Source organism: Devosia faecipullorum, assembly GCF_015158295.1.
GTDB classification, from domain to species: domain Bacteria; phylum Pseudomonadota; class Alphaproteobacteria; order Rhizobiales; family Devosiaceae; genus Devosia; species Devosia faecipullorum.
Genome location: NZ_JACDXV010000009.1, coordinates 18,780 through 32,718, shown reverse-complemented (window position 1 = coordinate 32,718; position 13,939 = coordinate 18,780). Strand labels below are relative to the sequence as shown.

Below are 13,939 nucleotides of genomic sequence, written 5' to 3'. Positions count from 1 at the left end.
GGGCGTGATGGAACTGCTACCCGAATAGATCGTGAACTGGATTGCCCGGACAGGCCGGGCAATGACGATGGAATGGGTGACGCATGGCGGGATGGTTCTGCGCAGCGTGGAACCGTTCCGGTTCGGCTTCGGTCAAAAGAAAACACGACCCAATGGGCCATCCCTTGGGTCGTGTTTTTATATGGACCGGCAGGACCGGGCGTAGCTTATTTTAGCAGCCATTCATGCTCGGGCGCATTGTGGAATTTCCAGACCCGCTTCGGCCCGGCCATGACGTTCAGGTAATAGAGGTCATAGCCGGCCGTGGTCGCGACTGGATGATAGCCGCGCGGCACCAGCGTTACGTCGCCGTCTTCCACCGCCATGGCCTCATCGAGGCTCCGGTCGTCGGTATAGACACGCTGGAACGCGAAGCCCTGTGGCGGGTTCATGCGGTGATAATAGGTCTCTTCCAACTGGCTCTCATGCGGAAGATTGTCCTGATCGTGCTTGTGCGGCGGATAGGAGGAGGTGTTGCCCTCGGGTGTGATCACTTCCACGACCAGCAGCGCATTGGCCGCGCCGTCATCCTCGGGCATGATATTATAGACATGGCGCACATTGGCGCCCTTGCCGCGGGAAATGCGCGGATGCGTGCCAGGTGGGATGATTCTGGCGTGGAAATCCCCACCGCCCGGCGCCGAGCAGATCGCCAGTTCCAGATCGGTGCTGGCATCGACCGCCCAATGACGCCCGGCGGGCACATAGAGCGCCCATGGCGCGCCCTCGAACGGGCTCATCCGTTCGCCCAGTTCGCCGAAATCCTCGCCATCGACGGCAAAGCGGCCCTTGCCGCTGACCAGAACCAGGCAGACCTCGCGCTCGCCGGTTGCTTCCCCATAGGCCTCGCCGGGAGCCAGTTTGTGCAGGCCGAAGCCGACATGGGTCCAGCTTGCGGATGCGGGCGTTACCTCATGGATCTTGCCTGTTTTCGCCGTCGGCCGGACGAGGAGGGGCGATTTGCTCATTTTCGGTCTCCGACTTAGGAAAGGCATAAAAGAACGTGTAAAGCGCATAGGCGAGGGCCGCGCCCACCAGGATCACCCAGAACTGGTCACCGCTGAAAAGTATTTCCCAGCCCAGCCAAAGGCCGAGGAAAACAACTACGGCGACGCGCCGCCAGAGCGGCCGGAACCAGATAAGATCATTTTCCTTGAGCGCCATGCTGCATCCCCGCCTGATTCAGTCGCTCAAGATTTTAGCACAAGCGCTTCGAAAGATTCAGTCTTTCGGGAAGCCCTGCGTCTCCACACTATATCCAGCAGCATTCATCACGCGGACAAGTTCGGCATATCCGACCTGCGCCATTCGGAGCGGCGGATTGGCCACGGGATCCTGTTCGGCCTCGACGACGAACCAGCCTTCATAGCCACGGTCGGCGAAGCGCTGCACGATGGCGCCGAAATCCAGCGAGCCATCGCCCGGAACAGTGAAGGCACCGAGCGCCACCGCATCGAGAAAGCTCTGGTGGGAGCGGTCTAGGCCATCCACCACGGCGCGGCGAATATCCTTCACATGGACGTGGTTGATGCGGGCATGGTGATTGTCGATGGCGCGCAGCACATCGCCACCGGCGAAGGCGAGATGGCCAGCATCGAGCAGTAGCGGAATGCCTTCGCCCGAAGCCGCCATGAAGGCATCGAGTTCCGGCTCGGTCTCGACCACGGCGGCCATGTGATGGTGGTAGGAGAGGGGCATGCCCTGATCGGCGCACCATTCGCCAAAGGCGGTCACCTTGCGGGCATAGGCATTCATCTCGTCGTCGGTGAGTTTCGGCTTCTGCGCCAGCGGAAGCTCGCGCCTGCCCTGGATGGAGCGGCCCACTTCGCCATAGACGATGCAGGGCGCATTGACCGCCTTGAACAAGTCGATCATCGGGGCGATGCGGTCCTTGTTGGCGGCAAGCTCTTCGTCCACCAGCGTGCCGGAAAACCAACCTCCGCACAGGGTCACGTCGGCGGCCTTGAGGATCGGCAGCATGATTGCCGGATCGTCGGGGAAACGGCGGCCCTTCTCCATGCCGGTGAAGCCGGCCGAGCGGGATTGCCGCAGGCATTCCTCCAGCGACACGTCATCGCTAAGTTCCACCAGATCGTCGTTCCACCATGCGATGGGCGACATGCCAAGCTTGGCCTTCATTCACGTTCTCCCGCGCTGACGATCATCAACGTCTGCGTTCTGTTTTATCCCGCCCGCTGCGCAAGGAGCGCCTTTTCGTAGGCTTCGCGCGCGGCGTTGACGCTGGGGCGGGTGCTGACTTCCGGCACCGCCACGTCCCACCAATGGCCACCGGCTTCGGTGGTGATCAGCGGATCGGTGTCGATGGCGAAGACATGCACCCCCGGCGCGCCTTCGCTCGCGGACAGGGCGGATTCCAATTCATTGACCGAGGCGACCTTTTTGGCCTTGGCTCCCATGGAGGCGGCGTGGGCGGCGAAGTCCACGTTGGGCAATTCCATGTGATAGGTGTCGCGGAACAGATTGTTAAAATTGGCTCCGCCCGTCGCCATTTGCAGGCGGTTGATGCAGCCATAGCCGCCATTGTCCAGCACTACGATAGTGAGCCGCACGCCCATCATCACCGCCGAGACGATTTCCGAATTCATCATCAGATAGGAACCGTCGCCGACCATGATGACCACGTCCTCGTCCGGACGGGCGATGGCGACGCCCAGCCCGCCGGCAATCTCGTAGCCCATGGTCGAGAAGCCGTAATCGAGATGGTAAGAGCCCGGTCCATCGGCGCGCCAGAGCTTGTGCAATTCGCCGGGCAGGCCACCCGAGGCGCAAACAAGCAGCGCCTGGCTGCGGCCGCGCTGCACCGCGCCGATAACCTGCGCGTCAGAGGGCAATTCAACATTGCTGGCTGCGCGGGCATCGTCGGCGTCCTTGAGCCAATCTGCCTTTGCTTTCAGGGCCTTGTCGGTCCAAGCGGAATCAACCTGCCAACCCGTAAGCGCCGCATCCAGCGCCTCCAGCCCCACCCTCGCATCGCCCACCAGCGGCAATCCATTATGCTTGTGGGCGTCGAATGGCTGTACGTTGAGCCCGACGATCTTGAGGTTTTCATTCTTGAACAAGGCCCAGGATCCGGTGGTGAAATCCTGGAGCCTCGTGCCCACCGCCAGCACCAGATCGGCGTCCTCCGCCAGAACATTGGAGGCCGATGTTCCGGTAACGCCGACCGAACCCATATTCAGCGCGTGACCATGGGGCAGGGAGGACTTGCCGGCCTGCGTCTCCATCACCGGCACGCCATGCACTTCGGCGAAATTGGCCAGGCTGACCGAGGCCTCGGAATAGAGGACGCCGCCGCCGGCAATGATCACTGGCTTCCTGGCTAGCTTCAGCGCTGCCGCCGCCGCCGCGAACTCGTCGGCATCCGGCATGATCCGGCGCGGCATCCAGATTTTTTCGGCAAAGAAGCTCTCGGGATAATCATAGGCTTCGGCCTGCGTGTCCTGGCAAAGGCTCAGCGTCACCGGCCCGCATTCGGCCGGGTCCGTCAGCACCTGCATGGCGCGGCGCAGGGCCGGGATGATCTGTTCGGGCCGGGTGATGCGGTCGAAATAGCGGCTGACCGGGCGGAAGCAATCATTGGCGGAGACGGTGCCGTCGCCGAAATCCTCGACCTGTTGCAGCACCGGGTCAGGCAGGCGATTGGCGAAGACATCCCCCGGCAGCAACAGCACTGGAATGCGGTTCACATGCGCCAGCGCCGCTGCCGTCACCATGTTGAGCGCGCCCGGCCCGATCGAGGTGGTCGCGACCATGAAGCGGCGGCGGAAATTGGCCTTGGCATAGGCGATGGCCGCATGGGCCATGCTCTGCTCATTCTGGCCGCGATAGGTGGGCAACGTATCCTTGACGCCATGCAGCGCCTCGCCCAGCCCGGCCACATTGCCATGGCCGAAAATGGCCCAGACGCCGCCGAATATCGGCAGCGTTTCACCGTCAATGATGGTTTTCTGTGCCGTGAGGAAGCGCGCAACGGCCTGCGCCATCGTCAACCGGATTGTGTTCTGGCTCATTGTTGTTCCCAAATCTCCACCAACGCCCCGAACCGCCCCGCCATGTCGGCCACGGCTTCCTCGTCGCTCATCTTTCCATCCAGCCAGGCTCGCGCCGCATCGGCGAAAATGGTGCGGCCCACGGCGAAGCCCTTGACGGTTCGCGCCCGCTTCGCCGCCTTGAACCCGGCCTCCAGTTCTGCCTGCGGCGCATCGAGCCCGAGCAGGACAACGCCCCGGCACAGCGGATCGCGGGCTTCGATCACCGCATCGGTCTCGGCCCAGGCTGCCGCATTGGCCTGCGGCTCGAGCTTCCACCAGTCCGGTTTGATCCCGGCATCATAAATCTCGGTCAGCGCCCGCGCCACTGTGTCATCGTGCAGCGGACCATTCTTGCCGGAAATGATCTCGATGAGGATTTCGCGCCCGACACTGCGTGCAGCATCGAAGGCCGACCGGAGCTTTTCGATCTGTTGACGGCGCAGGGCATCGGGGTCGTCGGGATGGAAGAAGCAGAGCACCTTGATGCAATGATCCACCGGCCATTCCACCAGCCGCGAGCCGAGATCCTGCGTGAACTCGAATTGCAGCGGCCGTGAGCCGGGCAGTTCGATGGGCCGGGCAACCCAGAAATCCTTGAATGCCCCGGCAGCATAGAGGGCGTCGCGGCCATATTTGTCGTCGATCAGCATGCCGAAACCATCGCGGCCCCTGGCGATGCGCTGCGCGGCCTTGACGGCAAGCACCTTGAAGGCCGGGACGCGGGAGAGCTTTTCGGCGTCGTTGCCCGCCATGTCTTCCAATTGCACGCGATGATCCACCGCCAGCGCCATGAGCCGGGGAATGTCGCGCCGCCGCGTCGTCGCCCAATGCACGTGGTTGATCTCGGCATCCTTGCGCAGGGCGCGTTCCTTGCTGCCATGCTCGAGGAAGAATTGCAGTTCGGTCCAGGTCGGGATTTCGGGGGCACAGAGCAGGCGGGACACGGCGAAGGCGCCGCAGGCATTGGCCCAGGTGGCGCTGGTGGCGTGAGCTTCGCCGCGCAGCCAGCCGCGCAAAAAGCCGCTCATGAAGGCATCGCCGGCGCCGAGGACGTTATAGACTTCGATGGGAAAGCCCTTGCCGACAATACCGTCTTCGAGATCGGCGGGGATAACACCGTCATAGACTATGCAGCCCATGGGACCGCGCTTCAGGACGATCACGGCGGAGGAGAGTGACCGGATCGTCCTGAGCGCAGCATGGAGATCGTCGCCGCCAGCGGCGATAAGCACCTCTTCTTCGGTCCCGACGATCAAATCGCATTCGGGCAAGACCGTCCGCAGGTGGGCGGTGACCGTGTCCGAGGCAATATAGCGGCTGTCGCCGGCATCGTGGCCGGCAAGGCCCCATAGATTGGGGCGGTAATCGATGTCGAAGACGACCTTGCCGCCATTTTCGCGGGCAATGCGCATGGCCTTGCGCTGCGCCTTGTCACTATGGGGCTTGGCGAAATGGGTGCCGGTGACCAGCACGGCGCGGGTGGAGCGGATGAAGGCCTCGTCGATATCGTCCTCGTTGAGGGCCGCATCGGCGCAATTGTCGCGATAGAAGATCAGCGGGAAGGAATTGTCGTTTTCGACCGCCAGCAGAACCAAGGCCGTAAGGCGCTCCGGATCGGTGACGATGCCCCGGGTCTCGACGCCTTCGCGGGTCAACTGCTCACGGATGAAGCGGCCCATCTGCTCGTCGCCGACACGGGTGATCAGCGCCGATTTGAGACCCAGCCGCGCCGTGCCGACCGAAATATTGGTGGGGCAGCCGCCGACCGACTTGGCGAAGCTGCCGATATCTTCGAGCCGCGTGCCGATCTGCTGGCCGTAGAGGTCCACCGAGGCGCGCCCGATGGTGATGACATCCAGCTGTTTTCCCGTGGCTTTGCTTTGGCCGGTTGGCACCGCCATCCTCCCCTGCGAATGGTCTGCGGAACGATGGCATCAATGAAACATGAATTCCAAAGCGACACAAGATAGAACATACATTCTATTTGTGGAATATCACCGATGCTGTCGCTTCTCCGCCACCGAAACGGTCAGAGCCATCGCAAAGGCCATGCTGGCGGACAGGGAACGGAAACCGGCATGGTCCGCCTCGACCAGTTCGAACCATATATCGGCGCATTCCGCGAGCGGGGACAAAGCCGAATCGGTCAGCACGACCAGGGGAACGCCGTGTCCCGACAATGTCCGCGCCTGCGCGGCGCTTTCGGAGGCATAGGGCGAAAAGCTGACGGCGAATCCGGCATCGTCTGGCCCGGCCATGGCCAGCAATTCATCGTCCATGCCCGAGGCCGTGCCGACCATCTGGCAGCGCACTTTCAGCTTGCCAAAGGCGTAGGCCATATAGGCGGCAATGGGGAATGAACGGCGCTTGGCGATAAGATAGATCGTATCGGCGCGAGCGAGGATATCTACAGCCCGCTCGAAGGCGATGGGATCGATGGCAGCCGACAGGGCGTCGAGACTGGCATGGGCCGCGGCGACGAAATTGCCGAGAATGGCGGCGCTTTCTTCTTCGGCCATGCCATCGGCGGCCAGCTTGCGCAGGCGGTCCTCATAGGATGAGGTCCGCTCCCGCAACCGGGCGCGGAAGATCTGTTGCAGGCCGGAAAACCCGTCGAAGCCGAAGGATTGCGCGAACCGCACCAGGGTGGAGGGCTGTACGCCCGCCGAACTGGCAATGCTCGCCGCCGTGCCGAACGCGATTTCGTCGGGATGATCCAGAGCATAGGCGGCGACCTGAACCAGACGCTTGGGAAGGCTGGACTTGCGTTCCAGAATGGCGACCCGCAGGCTGTCGAAATCCTGCGCGGCAATAATTGTAGGCTCGGACATTCTGGCTCCACGGAACGAACATTCCACAATTGGAACAGAACGGGCCGTGACGCAAGAAAAAGGCGAAACCGCCCAAGGCGATTTCGCTGAAGGTCGCGGGAGCGAGCGAGACGGGATTTGGAATAGCTTTTCTGCCCCCGAACCGCGTCTCTTCGCAGGCAATCATGCGGCGGCCAGCGTCGTCCGGGGTTTATTTCTCTCGGCCCAGAAGATGAAGGCCGACGCCCCGACGATCAGCATGGCGCCGGGCCAGAACCAGATCGATGGCACCTGTCCCAGGGCGATCCAGCCGATGAGTCCGCCAAGGAACACCTTCACGTCGGAGAAGGGCTGCAGATAGGTGGCATCGGCATGGCGGTATGCAAAAGCCAGCAGATATTGCGCACCGGCTGTCAGCGCGCCCAGAATGAGCAGCAGCCACAGGCCATTGCCATCCGGCAGGGCAAAGGGGAAGCCAGGCGCCATGCCCAGCGGCAGCACGCCGGCAAAGGCATTGGCTAGCAGCAGGATGGCGAGGTGGTTCGGCGTCATCAGGACGAGGAGGGAAATGGTCAGCGTTTCCGGGCTCTCGCCCTTGCGGGTCAGGTGCTTGGTAAGAACATCGGTCGCGGCCCAGAGCGCTGCGGCGGTAATGGGGATCAGGGCCTGAAAGCCGATGCTTTCCGTGCCGACGCCGGAAATGATGATGGCTCCGGTAAATCCGAGCAGCGCCGCCAGCAGCCGGGCGGGGGACACCTTTTCCCGCAGGAACAACAGGGAGCCGAGGATGATGAACAATGGGCCGGTGGCCAGCAATGTGACCATCTGCCAGATCGGCACGCCCGACGCGTAACCATATACGAACACATGCACGCCGAGCGCCGAGACAAAAGCGCGAAGCTCATGCTCCAGTGGATGGGCGGTGCGCAGATTCCCTAGGCCGATACGCAGGATCAGCGGCAGCGCCAGCACCGAGGCGATGACATATTGCCAAAAGGCCATTCCGGTGGAACTCATGCCAAAGCCGCCATATTCGGCTGGGGTCGGCAGCACCGATTGCAGAGTGTTGGAGCCCGCGAACACAAGGCTCGCGGCCAGCATGAATAATGCGCCGGTCGCGGCGGCATTGCGGGGAGAGGAAATCTGGTTCATTCGTCGTCCTTTCCGTAACCAGTTTCCTCAGGGTTACGGGAGACGACAGGCCGGCATGCCGCAGCCAAATAGGCCACGCGCGCCCGGCAAGGCGCTTGGTCCCGTTCTCTTTCATCCGGACTATGACCGTCGGCTCCGGAATTACACCGGATCTGCTGACCCCCCGGACGTCCGGGGGCGCTCGCGGGCTTGGCATTGCTGCCTTACCGCCGGTGGGGAATTTCACCCCGCCCTGAGAACAATGCAGGCGAACCTGCACAGCCTATTTAGGGCAGGCGCCCTATCGCTACAAGTACGCACAAAAGTGTAACTGTATTCGGGTTTCGAACAATTGCGAAAAGCTGTTCACGCAAAATTGCCGGACGGCGAGGGGCCTCCGGGTTTGCTGTGGAGAAAGACCGCCATTCGAGCTTTGCGCTCATGGCCTTCTCGTTCATATCGGTCCACCGGAGCGATATGTCGGCTTCGCCGCACAACTCGAAGCTGCGGCGTGGGGCGAAATTCGCCTCGGTGCCGGTGGTCCGGCAAAGGTATAGGTTGAGGAAAACCTCGCCCCACGCACCGGCGGCTCGTTCAACGCGCTGGGTCCGGCGGAATTACGTCCGCTCCGATCCATGAGGGACTGCTTCGTCTTCGCCCTGCTGGCGACGTGGCAGCTGCCGATCCGGTGCAGCCGGAAGGGCCCGACATGGTTCCCCGGGGAGAGTACCGGGGGTCCGTCCATAGGCGCGAACGGAAGAAAGGCGACCCCTTCTCCATCCGGTCCCCCACACCGATTGTTCGTCGCGACCGCGCAGCCTGTGCAGGAGTGCGGATAATGTGCCTGAGGTTTCGGGGGAGGGGGATAGAGGGGATAAGTCCTGGGTCAATTCACGCGCAATTCGTCACCTTCGGGCGTGAACCGAGGGTTTTTCTGACGGGGCTTTTGCAAGAGCCCTCGGGTTACGCCCGAGGGTGACGAGAGGTGGGGGGAGGGTTTGTGGTCCCGACAGGACTCGGCGCTTGTTGATGATGCGGAACCTCCATCCTCTTTCGCTTCCCTCAGGGGAAGGGAGGCGCAGGAGCAGCTGGATCCGGACGGCCAGGCGAGTTTGAGGAGATGTCGGCCTCGAGCGAGGTTTTCATCCAAGGTGAGGTGAAAGCGGCTCCGGTGGCGGGTTCACGCGCATGTTTGCCTTCATCGGCAGAATTGCCTTGCTTTCCGTGGCAGGCAGATTAGGCAAGGTAATTCTTGTTTAATGAGTTTCCTATGTCCGATCTTGTCGAAGGCCGTTGGGCCGAGATTTTCGGGCCGCGCTATATCGCGGTCACGACCATTCTGGCTTTGGGCGTTACGCTTTTTGCCTTCAATGCCTTCCTCTCGTCTGCCGCCTTGCCCTCGGCAGTGCACGAATTGGGTGGCATCGAGATCATTTCCTGGGCGACGACGCTCTACCTGGTCTTTGCCATTGTCGGCGGGGCGGCGGCATCGCTGTTCAAGCGTCGGCTCGGCTCGCGCTATTCCCTGATCGGGCTGGCGGTCATTTTTCTGATCGGCACCATCATCGCGGCCATCGCGGCGGACATGAACCAGGTTCTGGTGGGGCGCGCCATTCAGGGTTTTGGCGAGGGCGTGGTCGCGGCGCTTTGCTTCGCGCTGATCCCCGAACTCTTTCCAAGCCGGCTGGTGCCCAAGGTTTTCGGCATGCAGGCCGTGGTCTGGGCTGTTGCCGCCTTTGGCGGGCCGGCCGGGGCAGGGGCGCTGACCGAACTGATTTCCTGGCGGGCCGCTTTCCTCATCAATGTGCCCTTCGTACTGATCTTCATCACCATGGTGCTGCTGGTGGTGCCGCGCGGCGAAAAGAACACCGAAGCCCATGGCTTTCCCGGCCTGCGCCTGCTTACCATCGGCGCCGGAACGATGATGGTGGCACTGGCGGCGGTGGCAACGCCCGTTCAGGCCGTGCTGCTGCTCGGATGCGCGGCTCTGCTGCTCGCCGCTGCCGTCTGGCTGGATCGGCGGTCGGCGGAGCGGTTGATGCCGCCCGACGCCTTTTCCTTGGGCAGCGCGGTCGGCTCGGGGCTCTGGGCCTATCTGCTCATGCCGGTGGCCGGCGCGGCGACGGCGGTCTATCTCATCATGCTTTTGCAGCAGCTTTGGGATTACGGGCCGACCCAGGCCGCCATTACCGGAGCGGTGATGGCGGTGGCCTGGAGCCTGTCTTCCGTTACCGTGGCCAATGTGCGCCAGCGCGCCACCCGCCGCATCCTGATCCGCACCGGTCCGCTGCTTCTGGCCTTGGGCCTGATCCTGGTGCTGCTGGGGCTGCAATGGACGCAATTGCCGGTGCTGCTCGCGGGGCAGGTCGCCATCGGCATGGGGTTCGGCATTTCCAACGGCTATATGATGCTGACGATCATGGAAGCCAGCACGAGCGCGGAAAGGGACCGCACCTCGGCCCTGCTGCCGACCACGCAATCGGCCGGGAATGCCCTTGGCGCGGCCCTTGCTGGGGTCGCGGCCAATGCCGCTGGCTATCCGCTCGCCGTTGCCAAGGCCGATGTCTTGGTTTCCATCGTGCCGCTTTTCATCATGGCGGCGATCTTTGCGCTGCTGTCATTTCTCGCCGCGCTGCGGCTGGCCCAATTGGCCAAGGTGACACCGCTTTCCACCTTTGCAGAGGAATAGAGGCGAACGCCTGTCATCACCATCCAGCCAGATGGATTGCCCGGTCCACGGATCAGGTCCGAGGAAGGCCGGGCAATGCCGATGTCGATAGGGCCCGGGAGCCAATCAGCCCTGTTCGAGCCACTTCACCTGTTCGGGCGTGAGCTGGATCTCAAATGCCTTGAGGCTGTCGTCCAGTTCCACCAGCCGGCGCGGGCCGATCAGCGGTACGCTGGGGAAGGGCTGGGTCAGCACATAGGCCAGCGCCACATGGATCGGCGAATGGCCGAGCTTGTGCGCCAGCTCGATGGCCCGATCGCGGCGCGCGAAATTCTGCTCATTGTACCAGACGCGGACCATTTCCTCATTGTCGCGCTTGTCCCGGCCCGCAAGGTCGGTGAAGAAACCGCGCGCCTGGCTGGACCAGGAGAAATTGGTGACCTGCCGGTCGATCAGCCATTGCTTGAAATCGGGCGTGGCGGCGGTGACGCAGCCATCCCAGATCGGATCGAGCATTTCGGCGAGAGCGAAATTGTTGCTGAGCGCCTGTGGCGGCGTCTTGCCATTGGCCTGCGCATAGGCGATGGCCGCATTCATCCGCTCCCGCGTCCAGTTGGAACCGCCATAGGGCCCGCGAATGCGGCCGCGCTTCACCTCAGCATCCATCGCATCGACGAATTCCCCGACCGGGACCTCGGGATTGTCGCGGTGCATGAAATAGACGTCCACATAGTCGGTCTGGAGGCGGTCCAGAGACTGGGTGAGCTGCTTGCCGATGACGTCTGGATAGACCAGCGGGGAGTGTGCGCCCTTGCCGATCAGTACCGCGCCCTCACGGGTGCCGCGGCTCCGGTGCCATTCGCCGAACAGCTTTTCGGTATAGCCCGCGCCATAGACATAGGCGGTGTCGAAGACATTGCCGCCGCGCTCCCAGAAGGCGTCGAGAAGAATTGCGCCGGAGGAGAAGGTGCGGAAATCCTCGAAACCGAGGGCGACGGCAGAGGCCTGCTTACCAAGGCCGGGAATGGCGCGCTTTGGAATGGCGCCCCGATTGGGACCGAGGCTGCGATTGTCGAGCGTCCTGGTGCGGGTCGTAGCCTTCTCGACGGAGAACTCGATCCCCGCATCGGCGCGCCATTTGTCGAGCACGCGCAGATTGCCGAGCGTGTCGACCCAGCTCATGCCCGGCGCATCGAATTCCTGCTTGCCCGCCAGGATGGCGAGCGAGGCGGCTTCCGCCTCGAAGGAATAGACATGGGCGGTTTCATTGACGCTGATGCTCTCGGTCTTACCGTCTGCGATGACGTCGATCTGCCCCAGGCCCTGGTCGCGATTGCCACCGGCGAACCAGAAATCGGGCACTTCGATCCGGCCTTGCGAGCCATGGATGCGCAGCACATTGTCGAGATTGGCCATGACGGCACAGGAGACCTGCGCGAGGAGGCCATTGGCAAAGGTCAGCGTTGCGGCGGCGACATCGTCGGTGCCTTCCGCGTTGAGGCTGGCCGCGCCGGCAATTTTGACCGGATCGGCGAAGGGCCTGCCGATGGCGGCGCCGGCAAGCAGCCGGGCCATGGAAACCGGGTAGCAGCCCACATCCATGATGCCGCCGCCAGCCAGATCGGAGGCGAACAGGCGATGCTCGGGCTGGAAACGGCCCATATTGAAGCCGAAGCTCGACTGGATGAGGCGGATGTCGCCGATCACTCCCGATTTGAGCAGTTCGAGCAGTTTGGCTACCTGCGGGTGGAGGCGGTACATGAAGGCCTCGCCGGCAAAGGTGCCGGCCTGGCGATGGGCGTGAAAGACCGCATCGGCCTCATGCGCGGAGAGGGCGAACGGCTTTTCTACCAGCACATGCTTGCCGGCCGCCGCCGCCTTGATCGCCCATTCCGCATGGCCGGTATGGGGGACCGCGATATAGACCGCGTCGATGTCCTTGTCGGCGAGCAGGGCCTCATAGCCATGCACGATGCGCGCGCCGGGAAAGTCCCCGGCAAGGCCCGGCCGGTCGGGATTGCGGGTAGCGATGGCAGCGAGAACACCATGCTTGCTGCCTTCCAGCCCGCCCCGGAACGCCTTGGCAATGCTGCCCGGCCCGATAATGCCCCAGCGGATTTTCGTCGTCATTTTATGGTCCTGTCAGGAAAAAAGGCTACCGAAGCCGCCGGCCATTTTGGTCGAACAGATAGGCCTTGGCTGGATCGATGGAGATGGTGAGGGTGTCGGCGCCGCTCTCGTTGCGCGAATCCTCGCGCTCGATGATCAGCGGATCGCCGTCGGTGCGGGCGTAAACATAGGACGTGGCGCCGAGATGCTCGGCCACGTCGATGTCCACCGTGATATCGGCGCCGCCCGCGCCAGGCGGACCGAAATGCTCGGGCCGCACGCCCAGGACTACATCCTGCCCCGGCTCTGCCGCGCTGACGGGGAGGGTCAGGCGCACATCGCCCAGCCGTTTCAGAATGATAGTGACGCCGGTGGACGATTTCTCGACCACTTGTGCCGGAATGAAATTCATCTTGGGCGAGCCGATGAAACCGGCGACAAACTGGTTGGCTGGATCGTCATAGAGGTCGAGTGGACGCCCTACCTGCTCGATGAGGCCATCGCGCAGGACCACGATCTTGTCGGCCAGCGTCATGGCTTCGACCTGATCATGCGTCACATAGATGATGGTGGTCTGCAATTCCTTGTGCAGCCGGGCGATCTCCACACGCATATGCACGCGCAGCTCGGCGTCGAGATTGGAAAGCGGCTCATCGAAAAGGAAGACCTCGGGATTGCGCACGATGGCGCGACCGATGGCGACGCGCTGCCGCTGCCCGCCGGACAATTGCTTGGGAAGCCGGTCGAGCAGGGGTTCCAGCGCGAGAATGCGCGCCGCGTTATTCACCTGCCGGGCAATCTCGTCCCGGGGCACCTTGGCGAAGCGCAGCGCGAATCCCATATTTTCGCGCACCGTCATGTGCGGATAGAGCGCATAGGTCTGGAAAACCATGGCGATGCCGCGCCGCGACGGATCGACATCGTTCATGCGCGCGCCACCGATGTCCAGACTACCGGAGCTGATGGTTTCGAGGCCCGCGATCATGCGCAGCAAGGTGGATTTGCCGCAGCCCGAGGGGCCGACGAAAACCACAAATTCCTTGTCCGCGACGTCGAGATCGACGCCCTTGATGACCTCCAGGTTGCCATAGCTCTTGCGAATGTCCTTGAGGCTGAGGCTGCTCATTTCG

The 13,939-nt window shown here is 62.8% G+C and carries 10 protein-coding genes and 1 riboswitch; of the genes, 1 reads left to right on the top strand and 9 read right to left on the bottom strand.

The window, feature by feature from the left end; genetic code table 11:
* Window positions 1–206: 206 nt before the first annotated feature.
* The 7 genes from iolB to H0482_RS15285 form a co-directional block, all read right to left on the bottom strand.
* On the bottom strand, window positions 207–1,007 hold the full coding sequence (gene iolB, locus H0482_RS15315) for a 5-deoxy-glucuronate isomerase (RefSeq protein ID WP_193730943.1): 801 nt from the start codon (window positions 1,005–1,007) through the stop codon (window positions 207–209).
* Window positions 952–1,203 (bottom strand): hypothetical protein, encoded by a 252-nt coding sequence (locus tag H0482_RS15310; RefSeq protein ID WP_193730942.1) that lies wholly within the window; start codon window positions 1,201–1,203, stop codon window positions 952–954. The genes iolB and H0482_RS15310 overlap by 56 nt, the downstream gene beginning before the upstream one ends.
* Before the next feature lie 57 nt (window positions 1,204–1,260).
* Window positions 1,261–2,178, bottom strand: a complete 918-nt coding sequence (gene iolE / locus H0482_RS15305) for a myo-inosose-2 dehydratase (RefSeq protein WP_193730941.1) — start codon at window positions 2,176–2,178, stop codon at window positions 1,261–1,263.
* A 44-nt stretch (window positions 2,179–2,222) separates the two neighbouring features.
* A complete protein-coding gene (iolD, locus tag H0482_RS15300) occupies window positions 2,223–4,070 on the bottom strand; it encodes a 3D-(3,5/4)-trihydroxycyclohexane-1,2-dione acylhydrolase (decyclizing) (RefSeq protein WP_193730940.1) in 1,848 nt (615 codons plus the stop codon).
* Window positions 4,067–5,986, bottom strand: a complete 1,920-nt coding sequence (locus H0482_RS15295) for a bifunctional 5-dehydro-2-deoxygluconokinase/5-dehydro-2-deoxyphosphogluconate aldolase (protein WP_330998279.1) — start codon at window positions 5,984–5,986, stop codon at window positions 4,067–4,069. The genes iolD and H0482_RS15295 overlap by 4 nt, the downstream gene beginning before the upstream one ends.
* A gap of 99 nt (window positions 5,987–6,085) precedes the next feature.
* Entirely contained in the window at window positions 6,086–6,922 is an 837-nt protein-coding gene (locus H0482_RS15290) for a MurR/RpiR family transcriptional regulator (RefSeq protein ID WP_193730938.1), read from the bottom strand.
* Window positions 6,923–7,084: 162 nt separating this feature from the next.
* Window positions 7,085–8,053, bottom strand: a complete 969-nt coding sequence (locus H0482_RS15285; protein WP_193730937.1) for a DMT family transporter — start codon at window positions 8,051–8,053, stop codon at window positions 7,085–7,087.
* A gap of 99 nt (window positions 8,054–8,152) precedes the next feature.
* Window positions 8,153–8,297, bottom strand: a riboswitch (FMN riboswitch).
* Between the two features lie 1,005 nt (window positions 8,298–9,302).
* On the opposite strand from H0482_RS15285, the gene H0482_RS15280 reads away from it, so the two are divergent.
* Window positions 9,303–10,721: an MFS transporter gene (locus H0482_RS15280; protein ID WP_193730936.1), complete on the top strand. Its 1,419-nt coding sequence runs from the start codon at window positions 9,303–9,305 to the stop codon at window positions 10,719–10,721.
* 105 nt (window positions 10,722–10,826) lie between these two features.
* Here the strand turns inward: H0482_RS15280 and H0482_RS15275 are convergent, their stop codons facing one another.
* On the bottom strand, window positions 10,827–12,830 hold the full coding sequence (locus H0482_RS15275; protein ID WP_193730935.1) for an aldo/keto reductase: 2,004 nt from the start codon (window positions 12,828–12,830) through the stop codon (window positions 10,827–10,829).
* A gap of 25 nt (window positions 12,831–12,855) precedes the next feature.
* Window positions 12,856–13,935, bottom strand: a complete 1,080-nt coding sequence (locus tag H0482_RS15270) for an ABC transporter ATP-binding protein (RefSeq protein WP_193730934.1) — start codon at window positions 13,933–13,935, stop codon at window positions 12,856–12,858.
* Window positions 13,936–13,939: the final 4 nt, after the last annotated feature.

What these genes read in the sequence shown, in the direction of transcription:
- iolB (WP_193730943.1), bottom strand. Translation starts at nt 1,007, where the DNA reads ATGAGCAAATCGCCCCTCCTCGTCCGGCCGACGGCGAAAACAGGCAAG.
- H0482_RS15310 (WP_193730942.1), bottom strand. Translation starts at nt 1,203, where the DNA reads ATGGCGCTCAAGGAAAATGATCTTATCTGGTTCCGGCCGCTCTGGCGG.
- iolE (WP_193730941.1), bottom strand. Translation starts at nt 2,178, where the DNA reads ATGAAGGCCAAGCTTGGCATGTCGCCCATCGCATGGTGGAACGACGAT.
- iolD (WP_193730940.1), bottom strand. Translation starts at nt 4,070, where the DNA reads ATGAGCCAGAACACAATCCGGTTGACGATGGCGCAGGCCGTTGCGCGC.
- H0482_RS15290 (WP_193730938.1), bottom strand. Translation starts at nt 6,922, where the DNA reads ATGTCCGAGCCTACAATTATTGCCGCGCAGGATTTCGACAGCCTGCGG.
- H0482_RS15285 (WP_193730937.1), bottom strand. Translation starts at nt 8,053, where the DNA reads ATGAACCAGATTTCCTCTCCCCGCAATGCCGCCGCGACCGGCGCATTA.
- H0482_RS15280 (WP_193730936.1), top strand. Translation starts at nt 9,303, where the DNA reads ATGTCCGATCTTGTCGAAGGCCGTTGGGCCGAGATTTTCGGGCCGCGC.
- H0482_RS15275 (WP_193730935.1), bottom strand. Translation starts at nt 12,830, where the DNA reads ATGACGACGAAAATCCGCTGGGGCATTATCGGGCCGGGCAGCATTGCC.
- H0482_RS15270 (WP_193730934.1), bottom strand. Translation starts at nt 13,935, where the DNA reads ATGAGCAGCCTCAGCCTCAAGGACATTCGCAAGAGCTATGGCAACCTG.